Below are 14,867 nucleotides of genomic sequence, written 5' to 3'. Positions count from 1 at the left end.
TTGCGAAAAGCAGCTTGGGGCGAACGCGCGCGATTGCGGGTGCGGATTTGAGAATGGCACGGTCTGTGATAGCCTCTCTGCCGCTTGGTATGCGTTTGCGAATGCGCAAATTAGCCCCAGTGATCGGGTTTGGATGTCAGAATTGCCGGATATCATAATGTTTAGCCATCAAGCTCGAAAATACGTCGTGATCCATGGGGGCGCTACCGACGTGGCCCGCTTTTTGTGGAGCGTCTCAGACGAGGCAAACTTTCTAGAAGAACTTGATGCGCTCAACATGCTGTGCGGCGATTTTGATACGGTCATTTGCGGACATTCGGGTATCGCGTTTGAGAGAGAGATCGCAGGCGTGCAATGGGTGAATGCAGGAGCGATTGGGATGCCACCGCATGACGGCACCCCACTCACAGAATTTCTGCGCATTGCAGCGGATCGTGCGCTTACCTTTGAAACTTTGACGTATGACGTTGAGAGTGCAGAGCAAGATATGAAATCCGCAGGCTTGACGCAGGGTTATGATGTCGCTTTGAAGACAGGCATTTGGCCGTCTGAGGACGTTTCGCCACAATCTTTGCGTCGTTAGTCGTCGTCATTGGCAAGCGGATGATGCTTTAATACCAGTTCTTGCAATCGTGCTTCTAAAACGTGGGTGTAAATCTCGGTCGTGGCCACATCTGCGTGGCCCAAAAGGGTTTGAATAGATCGTATATCAGCCCCGTTTTCCAATAGATGCGTTGCGAAAGCATGGCGTAAAGTGTGCGGTGTCACCTTGGCAGGTGAAACACCTGCGTACACAGATAACTCCTTAATAAGAATATAAAACCTGTGGCGGGTTAGATGCCCTTCCTTACTGCGAGACGGAAACAAAAACCGCGAGACTGTTTTGCCTTTCAACCGTTCCGTCTCTTGCAAGTTGTCCAAGGTTTCAAGCCACTCAGTTAATGCATCGCGGGCAGGCGGTGACAGCGGAACCATGCGCTCTTTGTCGCCCTTACCACGGATCAAAAGCATGCTGGGATTGCCGCGCACTGTCGAAATGGGGAGCGATACTAATTCGCTCACGCGCATACCAGTGGCATATAAGAGTTCCATCAAACAGGTGTTGCGCATTCGATCGGTCGGGCTGCGTCCAACCACGCGCGCAGCGGCGAGCAAACCGTCTACTTCCCCCATACTCAGCGTTTTGGGTAGCCGCTTGTCTTTCCCCGGCCCGGCAATCTTAATGGCAGGATTATCGCCGCGCCATCCTTCCTCAAAGCAGAAACGATACAGTTGTTTGATCGCAGAGAGCCGTCGCGCTCGTGTGGATTTCGCAAGACCTTGCGCGTCGCAGAAAATCAAATAGGCCTCGATATGATCGCGCGTTGCATTTTCAAAAGAAAGATTGCGCCCTGAAAGATATTCTGCAAAATCTTTCAAATCTCGTGCGTAGGCCAGTTGAGTGTTGGTGGCCGCACCCAATTCAGCGGCTTGTGCGTCTAGAAACGTTGAAATCCAACTGCTATGATCAACTGCTAAGGTCACATCTAGAAGCCTTGCTCAAGCAGGATCAATTGAAGTGCCGCGCGTCGCACCGTGTCTTCAAGCCCAACGCTGCGTAAGAAGGCAAGCCCGTTTTGCAGCGTAGCTGGATCGCCCTCGGCCCCTGATATGGCCAACGCAACGGCGCGTAAAATGGCTTCTCCCAAACGCGCTTTTCCCGCTATATCTGTCAACGTTTGTGGAGCACCCGCGCCTGAAAAGCTGTCGGTGAGGGTCTGACTTAGGGGAAGCGTGCTTTGCGCCTTAGGTTCGCCGATTGCGATAGATTGAGCCATTATCAAAGTCACATTTTCAGTTCTGCGCTCTGCCGCTTGCTCATAAATTGGTGAGAGAAGCGCAATTTTTGTGATTAAATCAGCGTCGGCACCTTTGTTTGGCAGACGCAAAAGATCTCGCGCAAAGAGCGCCGCAAAAGGAACTTCGAGCTGCACCTCTTGCATTTTTTCCCAAGCGCGACGGAGCTGTTTTAATATCGCAACCGGATCATCGGATTTCAGCGCGATATCAAGACGTTGTACTGCGTCTATTCGATCCCAAATTCCACCGGATGCTGAGGGTCTGCGACTCGTGTAAATGCCCAACAAACGGTTCTCAGAAATAGCGCCAACCCGCGCCAAACGTTCTGCTGCGTCAAGCTGCGGCTTCCAGCCAGCGTCGCCGGAAAGATCTGTCGCCGCAAACGCGCGTGGTAGGGAGGTTGTTGGGAGGCTTTCACCCGCGGCTTCGAACAAGCGGAATCGCAACACACTCAATGACTGCGGTGCCGGAGGGATTTGTTCAAACAACTCCGGATCAAGGAAACGTTCCAACAAGGCCACATCTGTCGGTTCCAGCGCGCCAATCGCATCTGCAGTTGAGAGTGTTAAAGCTGCATTGTCCCAGTCCTTCAATTGTACATCGCAAAAAATGCGTGAGGCAAAATCTCGGCTAAGGCTGGGTTGTGCTTTCAAAGCTTTGCACGGCGCATCGGGATCGCCTGAGAGCAAAGACACATCAAAATAAAGGTCAAACAGATCGGGATGTGCGGGGTCCGCACGCGTCAATAGGGCGGCTGCTGGATCTAGCGCTCCCAGAGATAAAAGTTTCCGAAGTCGCGCGCGCAGAAATTCAGAATTTTGCGCATCCCTTGGCGGATTCGCTTCGGCCAAGATCAACGTGAACAATAACTCCTGTAGTGCAGGTAATTTTTCAGCGTTCAAATCTTTGATTAGCGTGCTAACGGCCTCAGCGTCGCTGCCTTGCCACAGATCTCTCGGCAGGCCCGTTACGTTACTTGGCAACAGTCCTGCTGCCGCGCGAACAGGCGCGCCAAGTGGCGTGACTGTAACCTTGGGTGTGGTGACCGACCCTGCGACGGCGGGTTCATCAATTGTGATTTGTGGGGCCTCAAGCGGCACCACAATTTGCTTGGGTTGCTTTTCCAACCACTCAATCGCAGAGAGGGGATCATTCGCAAATGCAGGCATTTGTATTGCACAGGTAAGCGCAAGACCAAGCCTGAAGCGGTTCTTAATTCCCGCCATTCAAATCCACCGGAACGCGAATTTCTTGTAAAGGTGCAGAGAAATCAGCCCCAAAAAAAGGCCCAAGATACGCATATGCGATCAAGGCAAGCGCTGCCAAAATCGCGAGATAGATCAACCATTTGATGATACGCCACATAAGCCTGATCCTTGCCTGCTTGCCGTCTTTTGTCACGTTTATATATGGCCTTTTTGGTAAGTTCACGTCATTGAAGGTGACAAATTGAAATTTGGCGGGCATTAGCCGATGCGCGCAGGTGGATTTAGCGCAAATGGTCTGGAAATTGCACAAAACGGTGGTCCTTGTCGGCATGATGGGTGCGGGCAAAACGGCTGTGGGCAAAGCATTGGCTACAAAGCTCGACGTTCCTTTTCTTGATTCGGATTTGGAAATTGTGACAGCCGCTAACATAAGCATTGCTGAAATTTTTGAGCGTGACGGGGAAGCGTTTTTTCGTGCGCGCGAAAGTGAAGTGATTGCACGGCTTCTGGATGGTGCGCCTTGTGTGCTCTCCACAGGGGGCGGCGCATTCTTGGCGGAACGTAATCGCACCCTTATTTCAGAGCGCGGCGTGTCCGTCTGTTTGAACGCCGAATTGCCCTTGTTGTGGTCTCGTGTGCGCAACAAAGACACGCGTCCTTTGCTGCAAACAGCCGATCCATATTCGACTCTCAGCGCCCTGTTCGAAGCGCGTGCGCCGATCTACGAACTGGCAGATGTTTCAGTCGATGCCAGCAACGACTATTCGATCGAGGACATCGCAGGACAGGTCGCGCAAGCCTTAGCCCTGCATGCGGATGTATTGGAGACCTAGAATGCTTGAAATCGTCAGCGTTCCTTTGCCGGAGCGTGAATATGAAGTGCGCATCGGACCCGGTCTGCTCCGCCGCGCAGGCGCAGAGATCGCGCCGTTTTTGCATCGCCCACGTGTCGCTGTGGTGACTGAGCAGAACGTCGCACCTTTGCATTTGGAGACGTTGCGCTTAGGGCTCGGAGCGCAAGGTATCGAGATGGTGTCACTTGTTTTGCCTGCTGGGGAAAGCACAAAAGCATGGCCTGAGTTCACCCGCTGTGTAGAATGGCTGCTTGAACAGAAAATTGAACGCCGCGATGTAGTGATAGCGCTTGGTGGCGGCGTCATTGGAGATTTGGTTGGATTTGCGGCAGCAGTGCTGCGCCGCGGCATTCGCTTCGTTCAGGTGCCCACATCACTGCTGGCGCAGGTTGATAGTTCGGTTGGTGGTAAAACTGGGATCAACGCACCGCAGGGCAAAAACCTCATTGGGGCCTTTCATCAACCCGCATTGGTTTTGGCGGATACTGACACGCTCAATACGCTGACCCCGCGCGATTTCCTCTCTGGCTACGGCGAAGTTTCTAAATACGGCATGCTCGGGGACGTGAATTTCTTTGAATGGTTGGAAAAGTTCGGCCCAAAGTTACTTGCAGGCGATCAAAGCGCGCGGGTTGAAGCGGTGCGTCGCTCTGTACAGATGAAAGCCGACATTGTTCTGCGCGACGAAACCGAACAGGGCGACCGCGCATTGCTCAATCTTGGGCATACGTTTTGCCACGCATTAGAGGCTGCAACAGGATATTCGGATCGACTTTTGCACGGCGAAGGGGTTGCGATAGGCTGCGCACTGGCGTTCGAACTGTCGTCGCGACTTGGCCTGTGTAGTCAAGAAGATCCAAGCCGTGTGCGCGCCCACCTCAGTAAGATGGGCATGAAGGTCGATCTGTCTGATATTAAAGGTGATTTGCCCGATGCGGACGCTCTACTTGATCTCATGGGGCAAGACAAGAAAGTATTCGACGGCCAGCCGCGCTTTATTCTCGCGAGCGGGATCGGATCGGCATTCGTCACAGCGGACGTCCCGAAAGATGCGGTCCTTACTCTGCTGCAAGACGCGCTCGCACGTTGCTAACGATTCCTATTCCTGTAAATATTCTAGGATCCGGGGCAGGCCCCCGGTCCAGCATCTCTACTTTAGAAAGGAATTTCGTCATCTAGGTCACGCGAAGGTGCACCACCGCCGCCTTGACCACCGCCATAACCACCGCCACCGCCCTGGCCACTATCATACCCGCCAACTTGGTTGCCGCCGCTATAGCCGCCACCTTGGTCGTCGTTGCGACCATCGAGCATCGTCATGACGCCATCATAGCCATTCAAAACCACTTCTGTGGAATACCGATCCTGACCAGATTGGTCCTGCCACTTGCGTGTCTGCAATTTGCCTTCGATGTAAATCTTGGAGCCTTTGCGCAAATATTGCTCCGCGATACGCACGAGACCTTCTTGAAAAATGGCAATCGTGTGCCATTCGGTCTTCTCTCTGCGTTCGCCTGTGTTCTTGTCTTTCCAATTCTCAGACGTGGCGATGCGCAGATTGCAGACTTTGCCACCATTTTGAAACGTGCGCACTTCTGGGTCGGCCCCGAGATTGCCAATGAGTATGACTTTGTTAACTGAACCGGCCATGTTTGCCCCCTTTGGGATTGTAAAACGAGTAATTCACCGACTCAGTCAGCGAAGTTTTGTCGAACCTACACCACCGGATCATGGTTAAAAATGGAATAACGACGCTGGTACTAGTCCTAGGGCGAAAAACCGCTATATTGCGCTCAACGATAGGCAAACAGGTACTTTTAAATGAGCGTTTTTAATACGCGAGCTCGCACGAGTATTGCGGCACTTTTAATTCTTGCACTGGCAACGCCTGTCGCGGCGGATCGTCTATCTACAAAATCACGCCAAAAACTGTTCAAGTCGCAATCCAAAATTTTGGATAATCGAGCGTCTGAGCAATACAAGGCCTCTGTACGTTTGAAGCCGCCGTCGGTTGTCACGCCAACGAAGTGGGGCACGCCGGGCAAATCGCTGAAATATCGTGGGCGCTATAAAGGCAAGTATTCCCTAATGGCGCGCGCTGCGGCGCGCAAACATGGCATTCCCGAAGATCTGTTTTTGCGCCTCGTGCAGCAGGAAAGCAATTGGAACCCCAATGCGGTGTCGCATGCTGGCGCTCAAGGTTTGGCACAGTTGATGCCGAGAACTGCAAAGTATTTGCGCGTTGATGCAAGTGACCCCAAGCAAAACCTTGACGGCGGCGCACGCTATCTTAAAGAGCAATACCGTGAATTTGGATCTTGGCGTCTTGCCCTTGCGGCTTATAACGCCGGTCCGGGCGCCGTCAAAAAGCATGGTGGCGTGCCTCCCTACAACGAGACACGCAACTACGTGAAGGTGATCTGGGGCAGCTAAGAGGTTGCTGTACCTAGAACACGCGCCCGGTTTGCTTTCATGAACGTCAAGATCTCGCAAAACATTTCATCTTGGATGATCTTGCTATACCGCGCAGCTTCACCGCAAATGTTCACTTCTCCTGTGAAATAACCCGATGGGCTGATAATCAAATGTCCGAGCATACTTCATTCGCCAATCCCGCTCATGTGCCATGAACATGAAAATGCCGCATACCGCGCATTTGGAATGGTCTCAGCCAAACCAGTTGCGTCAGTACCTGCGGGCATATACGGATAATCCCCAAGATTAAGCAATAGGGTCGGATGCGCGATGGTGCTCAGGCTTTCTTGGGTCATCACTTGTGGCAAGGCTGGATCAATCGCTATGCTCGCAATTATGCGCGAATCTTTGAACGAGGCCTTACAGCGCATTGAATCAATGTCATTGAAATCAACGCCGCCCCGCGTCATCCAGCCACAATCGAGCATGCCAATATGCGCATCGCAATATTTGATATACGCATTCTTAGACAGGCGAGCGCCTGCAAGGGCCAAGGCCGAATGACCACCCAGTAAAAAACTGGCACTTGTCACATCGCTTAGGTCGGCTTGAAAGCCATTGGGTGATCCGGCTTCAAAGGTATCAACGATCGCGCTCAGATCGGCAGAGCGCTCCCAGATTTGAATCGTGCGGTGCGATCACTGTCCGCGGAAGTGGTGCCGTGATGGTTTATGCCGGCAACGATGTAGCCTTGCTCGGCCAATTCAGTGGCGAGCCACGCCATTTGCATCATGCGTTCGCCAGAGCCATGGCTAAGAACGATCAACGGAAAAGTACTGTCACGCGGGGTGGCACCTTCATGGCCGTGAAACCCATAAATTAGCGCGTTTTGTGCGTTCAGATCAGCCTCGCCAGTGATTTCCGTGGAATACTAAATGTGCATATCGAGCGTCTTGTCGCGATGCGAAACAGTGAGTGGCATGGCGGTGAAACCAACCTGTGTTTTGGGGTTCTCGCGGGTCGCTGTCGAGAGCATCCAAGCCGCGCCAAAGAAAAGTGCTACGCCGCTGGCCAAAGCTGCTGCGGTGTAGGTGAATATCTGTGTGTAGGGCATCTGTTCGTCCATTCGTTTCGTGGTTGCGATGAGTCTTAGATGCGCGCATCTTTTAATATATGCGTCCTGAAACGGGTTTTGGGACGTCGCAAAACCGGTTTTAGTCCATTTTAGAGTAATGTGATGCTGCCAACCCTAACTATTCCGTTGTTCGGCGCGCTTGTGCTCGCATTCTTATGCGTGTCACTCATCAAAACGCATCGGCTGATCACTCCGTTGGCGATCCTTGTAGCGGCCTGCACTGTTCAATCCGCGTTGATTGCATTGGTGATGCACTTTGAAATGGATGCGTTGCGATGGGCCTTGCCTGTTTTGGCCGCCTCTATTCCACCGCTCGCGTCGATCGCACTACTGCATTTCGGGCTTGAGCGTGGGCATAGAGTGTGGCCGCATGTGATGCCTCCCGTCTTGGCGCTTTTTGCGATTGTTGTTCAACCCTATGCGCTTGACGTGATGATTCCACTTTTGTTTTGCGCCTATGGCGCAGCGTTTTTTACAACGTCTCACGTGGGGCTGACATGTTGCCGCGCTTGCGGATTGAAAGTGGCGACGCCTCTGATCGCATTTGGCGGTGGATTAGCTTTGCGCTGATTGCGTCTGCATTCACCGATATTGCCATTATTGCAACGATTGTTACAGGCAAGCCCGAGTGGTAGCCATTGATCATTGGCTTTGCGTCTTCGAACATGCTGTTGTTAATGGGTGCACTGAGCCTATCGCGCAGCGTCATCGATGTGCCGGAGGGTGGGCGATACAAGCGATATGGTGCAAGTGGCCAGTGAAGAAGACACGCAGATCATCGACCGCTTGGATGCGTTGATGGAGCAGGGGCGGCTCTATCTTGATCCTGATCTAACGTTGACCCGCTTGGCTAGGCGCTTAGGATTGCCTGTCAAAACGCTTTCGATTGTGATTAACCGTGTGAGTGGTGAATACGTGTCATGCTACATCAATGCGCCCGGATCAAAGCTGCTTGCGCAGCATTGGAGCAAGGGGACAGTGTGACAGAAGTGATGCTGAGCGCAGGGTTCAATACCAAGTCGAATTTCAACCGCGAGTTTTTGCGCATCACTGGTAAAATACCGCGCAAATTTCCGGGGTAAGGGGGCCAGCCCCACTCTGCGTGCGCAGGGTCCCCCGAAGTTTATTTTGAAAGATGAAACCTATTCTGCTGCGATTTTGATGACCGGTTCCATTTCTGAGAGTTTTTCATCACTGAGATGGCACTTTACTTGATGGTTGCCATCAAGGGTCCGCACGTGTGGTACCTCTGTGTCACACAGGTTGCCTGGAACTTCGGATTTCCAACGACAGCGCGTTTGAAATGGGCAGCCAGAGGGCGGATTCATCGCAGACGGGATGTCGCCGTCAAGCACGATGTGTTTCTTCTCAATGCTCGTATCAGCAATGGGAACCGCTGACAAAAGCGCCTCTGTATAAGGGTGATAAGGCGGCGAGAAGACCTGATCCGTCGTACCGAGTTCGACCACATGGCCAAGATACATCACCATCACACGATCGCTCAGATAACGCACAATCGAGAGATCATGCGAGATGAACAGCAACGTAGTTTTCTCGTTGCGCTGGATTTCCATCAACAAGTCCGTGACGGCCGCTTGGACCGACACGTCAAGCGCCGAGACAGGTTCATCCGCCACAACAATGCGCGCACCACCAGAGAACGCGCGCGCAATTCCGACACGCTGTTTCTGCCCACCAGAAAGCTGACGCGGCATGCGATCTGCAAATTCGCGCGGTAGCTTCACCAGATCTAGCAATTCTAACATGCGGGTCTTACGTTCCGCTTCGTTCTTGCCGATTTTGAATATCTCAAGCGCGCGAATGATCTGACGACCAACCGTCATCGAAGGGTTTAAGGTATCAAAAGGGTTCTGGAACACCATCTGAACATCGGCGACGGTTTTCGTGTCACGCTCCGCGATGGGCGTGTTCCCGATGCTCTGATTGTCGAGCAAGATTTCACCGTCTGTTGCTGTCTCCAGCCCCATCAAAACCTTGGCAAAGGTGGATTTGCCGCAACCGGATTCGCCCACAATCGCCAAAGTTTCGCTTTCGCGTGCTTCAAAACTTAGAGTTTCGTTGGCTTTAACGACTTTCTTACTGCCGCTGCTGAAAAGCGCGTTGGCAGACACCTCATAGTATTTCTTGAGGTTGTCCATCTTCAGAACAACATCGCCAATCTCGCCCTTTTCCTTTTGCTCACCGACGGTGATGGAGGCGTTCCAGTTGATTTCTTCATGCTTCAAGCACCGTGTTGCGTGGCGGTCGTTGCCAGACACGTTCACCATAGAAATATCACTTCGATCGCAACGACCTGCTTCAAAGTAGTCGCAACGCGGGCCAAAGTTACAGCCGGTCGGGCGCTCATGTGGAAGAGGGAAGTTGCCAGGGATCGCCACCAAAGGGCGCGCGTTTTTGTCGGCTCCCGGCAGCGGGATCGAGCGGAATAGCGCCTGCGTGTAAGGATGCTGCATTTCGTCGAATACATCCTCGATGGAACCGCGCTCAACCGCTTCGCCGGAATACATCACACAGATGCGGTCACAGGTTTCTAGAACCAAACCAAGATTGTGTGAGATGAACAGCATCGATGTGCCGTACTTCTTGCCCAAATCGCGCACGAGTTCCACGATTGCGGCTTCAACAGTCACGTCCAAGGCTGTCGTCGGTTCGTCCAGGATCAACAAGGCTGGCTTGGACATCAAGGCCATCGCAATCACGATACGTTGCTGTTGACCGCCCGAGAGCTGATGCGGATAGCTGTCCAAGATACGCGCAGGGTCGGCGAGTTTGACGTCCGTCACCACCTGCAACGCGCGCTCTATAGCTTCTGCCTCATCGATGCCCTCGTGGATCATCGGCACCTCAGCAAGCTGCTTGCCGATCTTCATCGCAGGGTTCAATGACGCCATCGGCTCTTGATAGATCATCGCAATCTCATTGCCGCGCACGTCGCGCAATTCTTCTGCGCTCATTTCCGCCAGATCGCGGCCCTTGAACTTGATGGAGCCGCCAACGACGCGGCCGTTCTTGCCCAAATCCTGCATTACACCAAGTGCGACAGTGGACTTGCCGCAACCTGATTCACCGACCAGCCCAACCGCTTCACCGGGTTGCACTGTCACAGAAAAATCCATCACAGCTGGAATTTCGCGCAACCGTGTAAAAAAGGAAATCGAGAACTTATCAATCTCTAGGATCGGTCCATCATAATCCATTTTAGCCATTCTCAAGTCTCCCTTTGGAGCAAAGATAGAAAACCCATGTTTCCTCTCTTTCTAAATATCTTGGGGGTCGAGGGGGCTGGCCCTCCGTCCACCCTCTCAATCAATCGCGCAAGCTTTCTTCGCGCAGACCATCCGCCAGCAAGTTTAGCCCCAAGACCAATGACAACAATGCTAAGGCAGGTGGCAAAGCAGGGTGCAAATAGATCGACAAAAGCTTACGGCCTTCGTTTATCGTGCTGCCCCAGTCAGGGCTTTCTGGCGGCAGGCCAAGGCCAAAGAAACCAAGGGTTCCAAGCAAAATGGTAGTATAGCCGATGCGCAGGCAGAAATCGACAATCAGTGGACCTCGTGCGTTGGGCAAGATTTCCCAGAGCATGATGTACCAAGCGCCTTCACCACGTGTTTGCGCTGCAGCGACGTAGTCGCGTTGTTTGATGTCCAATGTCAAACCGCGCACAATTCTGAAAACTGTGGGTGAGTTCACGAAAACGACTGACACGAAGACCACCAAGATACCCGACGCAGGATTGAAGAAGTCCAATGGTCCCAGCAGATCAATCTTTGTCCCGGGCGCATTGATTGTAACCACATACAAGATCGCCATCGGGATTAACGCTGCGCAAAGCCAGACCATATTCTTTTGGGGTTGCTCCTTTAGACGCGTGTTGATCAACACTGCGAAAAAGACCAGTGGGAAGAAGAACAGGACAATTGCCATATATTGAGGCAGGCCTGTGTTGACGATTTCAGGGGTCACCAAAAGATAGAACAACAAGATTACAGGGAAAGCCAAAACAAGGTTCGCGACGAACGATAGCGCTGTGTCGAAATGACCGCCGTAGTAACCCGCAGGCAGGCCCAGAGTGATGCCAACCATATAGGCGAATAGGGTTGCCAATGGAGCGATCAAGATCACGATGGTCGCACCGCCCATCACGCGGCTAAAGATATCGCGCGCGAGGTTATCACCACCTAGAAGATAATACGCGTAGTCGCCATCTTCAGCGCCTCGGAGTGCTGTGCCGGGGACTTTGTTCTTCATCCCGGAAACTTGGGACAGGGGATCATGTGTCAAGATCATGTCCATCGCACCAAAGATGGCAACGAAAACCCAGAACATAACCAAAGCAAACCCGATCATCCCGATCGTAGAGTCAAAGAGTTTGCCATAAAGCCCAAGACGACGCTTGTAGATGATAGACAATGTGAATGTAGCAATCAGCGCGACCCAAACAGGGGTCAATTGGGTGAACATGCCGGCGAAAATTGCGCCCCAAGAAAGCGGTTCCATATCCAATATTCCTTAGCTGACGCTAATGCGTGGGTTGAGATAAACATAGCCGATGTCCGATATCAGCTGCGTGATCAAAACGACGATCACCGACACGACGGACACGCCGAGCAAGAGTTCGATATCATTGTTGCCCGCGGCTTGCACAAGAACCCAGCCGAAGCCTTTGTAGTTGAACAAGGTCTCCACAATTACCACGCCATTCAAAAGCCATGGGATTTGCAGCATGATAACTGTGAAAGGCGCGATCAGCGCGTTCCGCAATGCGTGTTTCACCACTATATTTGGAAAGCTCACACCTTTCAGACGAGCGGTGCGAATGTATTGCGCTGTCATGACTTCCGCCATGGATGCGCGTGTCATGCGGGCGATATAGCCCATGCCATAAAGCGAAATGGTCAAGACGGGCAGGAAGAAGTTATTAAAGTTTGCGCTTTCCATGGCAGAAGTAGCAGTGCCTTTGAACAAGGTACGCCCTTCAATCCAGTCCATTGACGCGAGCCATTGATTAAGTGGCGACGCAGAGGCCGCGAAAATGGCAATGAAAATAACACCAGAGACGTATTCAGGCGTTGCCGTGGTTGCGATTGAAAGTGTTGAAAGGGAGCGGTCTGTGCGTGAACCTTCACGCATGCCCGCCAAAACACCAATCAGTAACGCTGATGGGATCATCAGAACCATCACCCAAAACATCAATTTGCCAGTCAGCGACAAACGCGTGGCGATGATACTGGATACTTTATCTCTGAAGACTGTGGAAAAGCCCCAATCCCCTTGGATTACGCCGCAAAACCGCGGTGCATCTTCAATGGATACATCAGTTTCGAGGCATCGCCCATAGGTGCGGCCGTCATCTGTCTCAATAATCTTAGATGGCCAAACTCCAAGCCATTCGCCGTATTTGATCGGCAAAGGTTGATCATAACCGCGATTTGCGAGCCAGCGTTCGACTTGTTCGTCGCTCATGCGCATCTCGCCTTGAGTTTTGGCGAGCTTTTCTAGGTTAGGTTGTAAATTGGTTAAGAAAAAGACGATGAACGTCAGACAGATTGCCGTGAGGATCATGACCCCCAAGCGGCGAAGAATAAACAGTCCCATTCGTGCCCCTGTTGATAAGGCTAAGCGGATCGAGATGCGATCCACGGGGTTGGCAAACCTTTGTGGCCTGCTCTTTCGCAAAAAAAACCGCGCCCATAGGTGCGCGCGGTTTCTTTTTGTTAAGCTCGCTTATGCAGCAACGCCCCACTTATAAAGCTGGGAAGCATATGCAACGTGCATGTCCATGCCGACAAAGCCAGGACGGATGTGACGGAAGACAGAACGCCAGTATGGCTGGATCGTTACTCCTTCTTCGATCACAATCGATTGGAGCTTTGCCATCACTTCACGGCGTGCATCTGCGTCAGCGATAGAGTTCGCCTGAGCCAAAAGCCCATCAAACTCTTCGTTGGACCACGCAAACTCGTTCCAAGCAACGCCAGACTTATACGCAAGGCCAAGAACCTGGGTACCCAATGGGCGGTGGTTCCAGTTCGTGGATGAGAACGCGTATTTCGTCCAATCGTTCCAGAATGTAGAGCCTGGAAGGATTGTACGCTTCACGTTCATGCCTGCATCACGCATTTGCGCAGCAACGGCATCTGTTGTGTTCTTGCGCCAATCATCGTCAATGGAGTGAAGCTCAAACTCATAGTCCGCCATGCCTGCTTCTGTCAGAAGTTCCATTGCTTTTGCAGGGTCATGTTGAAGACGGGTTACAGATGCATCGTGCTCTGGGTGAATAGGGCCAACGTGGCAGTTGTCCGCAGGGATACCGCGGCCAGACACGCCAAGCTCGAGGAGAACCGCGTTGTCGACACACATTGCGATCGCTTGACGCACGCGCTTGTCTTCAAAAATCACCTTACCATCTGCATCTGTCGCAGCTTGGTTTGGACGAATGACAAGTGTTGCACCTGTTGCGAGCTCAGATTTCTCCCAGCCAAGTGCATCAAATACGTCAACAAAGTCTGCAACGTTTTCATAAAGTGCGTCGACTTCTTCGGATTCAGCCGCAGCAACCCATGCTGCTGGATCTGTGCCGTAGTCAATGAACTCGATACGATCAAGAAATGCGCCTTTGCCGGCAGCATAACCCCACCAGTCGTGACCTTCATTGCGCACAAGAACAGACTTCACACCGACCTCGTGGCTGTCATTCTTGTATGGACCCGTGCCGATCTGCTTTTCAAGCAAGTCTTCAACATTGTCATCTGGGTGAACAAGGCACGCAGGGTAGTCAGCAATGCCTGGGATCAATGTGATGTCTGGCTGACGCAGGTTCAAGCGAACTGTGTGGCTGTCCAAAACTTCGATTGCGCCTTCAGCGGCCATTTTCGTGTCGGGGTCAACTATTGCGTCAACGCGTGCCGCCATGGAGTTGCCTTCGGCGTCTGCCTCGGCCCAACGTGCAAAGTTGTATGCGACGTGCTGGGCGGTGAAGTCGTCGCCATTGTTCCATTTAACACCCTTGCGGATGTTGAATGTGTAAACAGTCGCGTCTTCGTTGACTTCCCAGCTCTCTGCGAGCCAGCCGTTAAATGTACCATCTGAGTTATACTCAATCAGATACTCAAGCCAGCCGTTTGCAACGAATGCAATCTGCGTCCAGTCAAATGTACGCGGATCTTTCATCGCGCGCACTTCCATCTGCATGCGAACTGTGCCGCCTTGCTTGGCGTGTCCTGCGGCTGCTGCAGGCTGCGTAAGGCCACCCATGGTGTAGGCAGTTGCTGTTGCAACGCCCAAAGCGGATACGCGTGTGAGGAATTCGCGACGATCTAGAAGACCTGCTTTGAATTCTTCAGCGTACATCTTCGCTGCCGGGTGGATTTTTGTGGTGAGCGTCATCTTGTTCTC

General features: G+C 52.4%; 18 protein-coding genes. 7 read left to right on the top strand and 11 right to left on the bottom strand.

From position 1 onward, the window contains the following. The first annotated feature begins 211 nt into the window (after window positions 1-211). The gene (locus tag QZ280_RS12515; protein WP_293444697.1) at window positions 212-583 is read left to right on the top strand and encodes a hypothetical protein; all 372 of its coding nucleotides are present in this window, start codon (window positions 212-214) and stop codon (window positions 581-583) included. Here the strand turns inward: QZ280_RS12515 and QZ280_RS12510 are convergent. The 3 genes from QZ280_RS12510 to QZ280_RS12500 are packed head-to-tail and all read right to left on the bottom strand — an operon-like array spanning window position 580 to window position 3,204. Next, window positions 580-1,524: a site-specific tyrosine recombinase XerD gene (locus tag QZ280_RS12510; protein ID WP_293444695.1), complete on the bottom strand. Its 945-nt coding sequence runs from the start codon at window positions 1,522-1,524 to the stop codon at window positions 580-582. The genes QZ280_RS12515 and QZ280_RS12510 overlap by 4 nt on opposite strands. A 2-nt stretch (window positions 1,525-1,526) precedes the next feature. After that, window positions 1,527-3,065, bottom strand: coding sequence for a hypothetical protein (locus QZ280_RS12505; RefSeq protein WP_293444693.1), 1,539 nt, complete (start codon window positions 3,063-3,065; stop codon window positions 1,527-1,529). Then, a complete protein-coding gene (locus QZ280_RS12500; protein ID WP_293444691.1) occupies window positions 3,052-3,204 on the bottom strand; it encodes a hypothetical protein in 153 nt (50 codons plus the stop codon). The genes QZ280_RS12505 and QZ280_RS12500 overlap by 14 nt, the downstream gene beginning before the upstream one ends. Window positions 3,205-3,337: 133 nt before the next feature. Between QZ280_RS12500 and QZ280_RS12495 the strand changes: the two genes are divergently transcribed. Together QZ280_RS12495 and aroB are read left to right on the top strand one after the other, a co-directional pair. Further along, on the top strand, window positions 3,338-3,880 hold the full coding sequence (locus tag QZ280_RS12495; RefSeq protein ID WP_293445194.1) for a shikimate kinase: 543 nt from the start codon (window positions 3,338-3,340) through the stop codon (window positions 3,878-3,880). A gap of 1 nt (window position 3,881) precedes the next feature. After that, window positions 3,882-4,994 (top strand): 3-dehydroquinate synthase, encoded by a 1,113-nt coding sequence (gene aroB / locus QZ280_RS12490; protein WP_293444689.1) that lies wholly within the window; start codon window positions 3,882-3,884, stop codon window positions 4,992-4,994. Between the two features lie 62 nt (window positions 4,995-5,056). Here aroB and ssb read toward each other — a convergent pair whose 3' ends face one another. Beyond that, window positions 5,057-5,551, bottom strand: coding sequence for a single-stranded DNA-binding protein (gene ssb / locus QZ280_RS12485; RefSeq protein WP_293444687.1), 495 nt, complete (start codon window positions 5,549-5,551; stop codon window positions 5,057-5,059). 171 nt (window positions 5,552-5,722) lie between these two features. Between ssb and QZ280_RS12480 the strand changes: the two genes are divergently transcribed. Continuing rightward, window positions 5,723-6,334 (top strand): lytic transglycosylase domain-containing protein, encoded by a 612-nt coding sequence (locus QZ280_RS12480; protein ID WP_293444685.1) that lies wholly within the window; start codon window positions 5,723-5,725, stop codon window positions 6,332-6,334. A 167-nt stretch (window positions 6,335-6,501) separates the two neighbouring features. Here the strand turns inward: QZ280_RS12480 and QZ280_RS12475 are convergent, their stop codons facing one another. The 3 genes from QZ280_RS12475 to QZ280_RS12465 form a co-directional block, all read right to left on the bottom strand. Next, window positions 6,502-6,909 carry a hypothetical protein gene (locus QZ280_RS12475; protein WP_293444683.1) on the bottom strand — a complete coding sequence of 136 codons (408 nt, stop codon included), beginning with the start codon at window positions 6,907-6,909 and terminating at the stop codon, window positions 6,502-6,504. 62 nt (window positions 6,910-6,971) lie between these two features. Then, window positions 6,972-7,196, bottom strand: a complete 225-nt coding sequence (locus QZ280_RS12470) for a hypothetical protein (RefSeq protein ID WP_293445192.1) — start codon at window positions 7,194-7,196, stop codon at window positions 6,972-6,974. A gap of 51 nt (window positions 7,197-7,247) precedes the next feature. Beyond that, complete coding sequence (locus QZ280_RS12465) at window positions 7,248-7,430, bottom strand: hypothetical protein (protein ID WP_293444681.1); 183 nt, start codon at window positions 7,428-7,430, stop codon at window positions 7,248-7,250. A 123-nt stretch (window positions 7,431-7,553) separates the two neighbouring features. On the opposite strand from QZ280_RS12465, the gene QZ280_RS12460 reads away from it, so the two are divergent. The 3 genes from QZ280_RS12460 (at window position 7,554) to QZ280_RS16435 (ending at window position 8,533) form a co-directional block, all read left to right on the top strand. Beyond that, window positions 7,554-8,021 (top strand): hypothetical protein, encoded by a 468-nt coding sequence (locus QZ280_RS12460; protein ID WP_293444679.1) that lies wholly within the window; start codon window positions 7,554-7,556, stop codon window positions 8,019-8,021. A 153-nt stretch (window positions 8,022-8,174) separates the two neighbouring features. Beyond that, window positions 8,175-8,435 (top strand): hypothetical protein, encoded by a 261-nt coding sequence (locus tag QZ280_RS12455; RefSeq protein WP_293444677.1) that lies wholly within the window; start codon window positions 8,175-8,177, stop codon window positions 8,433-8,435. Next, entirely contained in the window at window positions 8,372-8,533 is a 162-nt protein-coding gene (locus QZ280_RS16435) for a helix-turn-helix domain-containing protein (RefSeq protein ID WP_365734666.1), read from the top strand. The genes QZ280_RS12455 and QZ280_RS16435 overlap by 64 nt, the downstream gene beginning before the upstream one ends. A 60-nt stretch (window positions 8,534-8,593) precedes the next feature. Here the strand turns inward: QZ280_RS16435 and QZ280_RS12450 are convergent, their stop codons facing one another. The 4 genes from QZ280_RS12450 to QZ280_RS12435 all read right to left on the bottom strand — a co-directional run bounded on the left by QZ280_RS12450 (window position 8,594) and on the right by QZ280_RS12435 (window position 14,858). Next, window positions 8,594-10,678, bottom strand: coding sequence for an ABC transporter ATP-binding protein (locus QZ280_RS12450; protein ID WP_293444675.1), 2,085 nt, complete (start codon window positions 10,676-10,678; stop codon window positions 8,594-8,596). Between the two features lie 100 nt (window positions 10,679-10,778). Next, the gene (locus tag QZ280_RS12445) at window positions 10,779-11,969 is read right to left on the bottom strand and encodes an ABC transporter permease (protein ID WP_293444673.1); all 1,191 of its coding nucleotides are present in this window, start codon (window positions 11,967-11,969) and stop codon (window positions 10,779-10,781) included. A gap of 12 nt (window positions 11,970-11,981) precedes the next feature. Further along, window positions 11,982-13,067, bottom strand: coding sequence for an ABC transporter permease (locus QZ280_RS12440; RefSeq protein WP_293444671.1), 1,086 nt, complete (start codon window positions 13,065-13,067; stop codon window positions 11,982-11,984). A gap of 129 nt (window positions 13,068-13,196) precedes the next feature. After that, the gene (locus QZ280_RS12435; RefSeq protein WP_293444669.1) at window positions 13,197-14,858 is read right to left on the bottom strand and encodes an ABC transporter substrate-binding protein; all 1,662 of its coding nucleotides are present in this window, start codon (window positions 14,856-14,858) and stop codon (window positions 13,197-13,199) included. Window positions 14,859-14,867: the final 9 nt, after the last annotated feature.

Source organism: Planktotalea sp., assembly GCF_018607995.1.
Lineage (GTDB): Bacteria > Pseudomonadota > Alphaproteobacteria > Rhodobacterales > Rhodobacteraceae > Planktotalea.
Note: the sequence above shows the minus strand (reverse complement) of the source record. Positions and strands in the feature narration are given on the sequence as shown.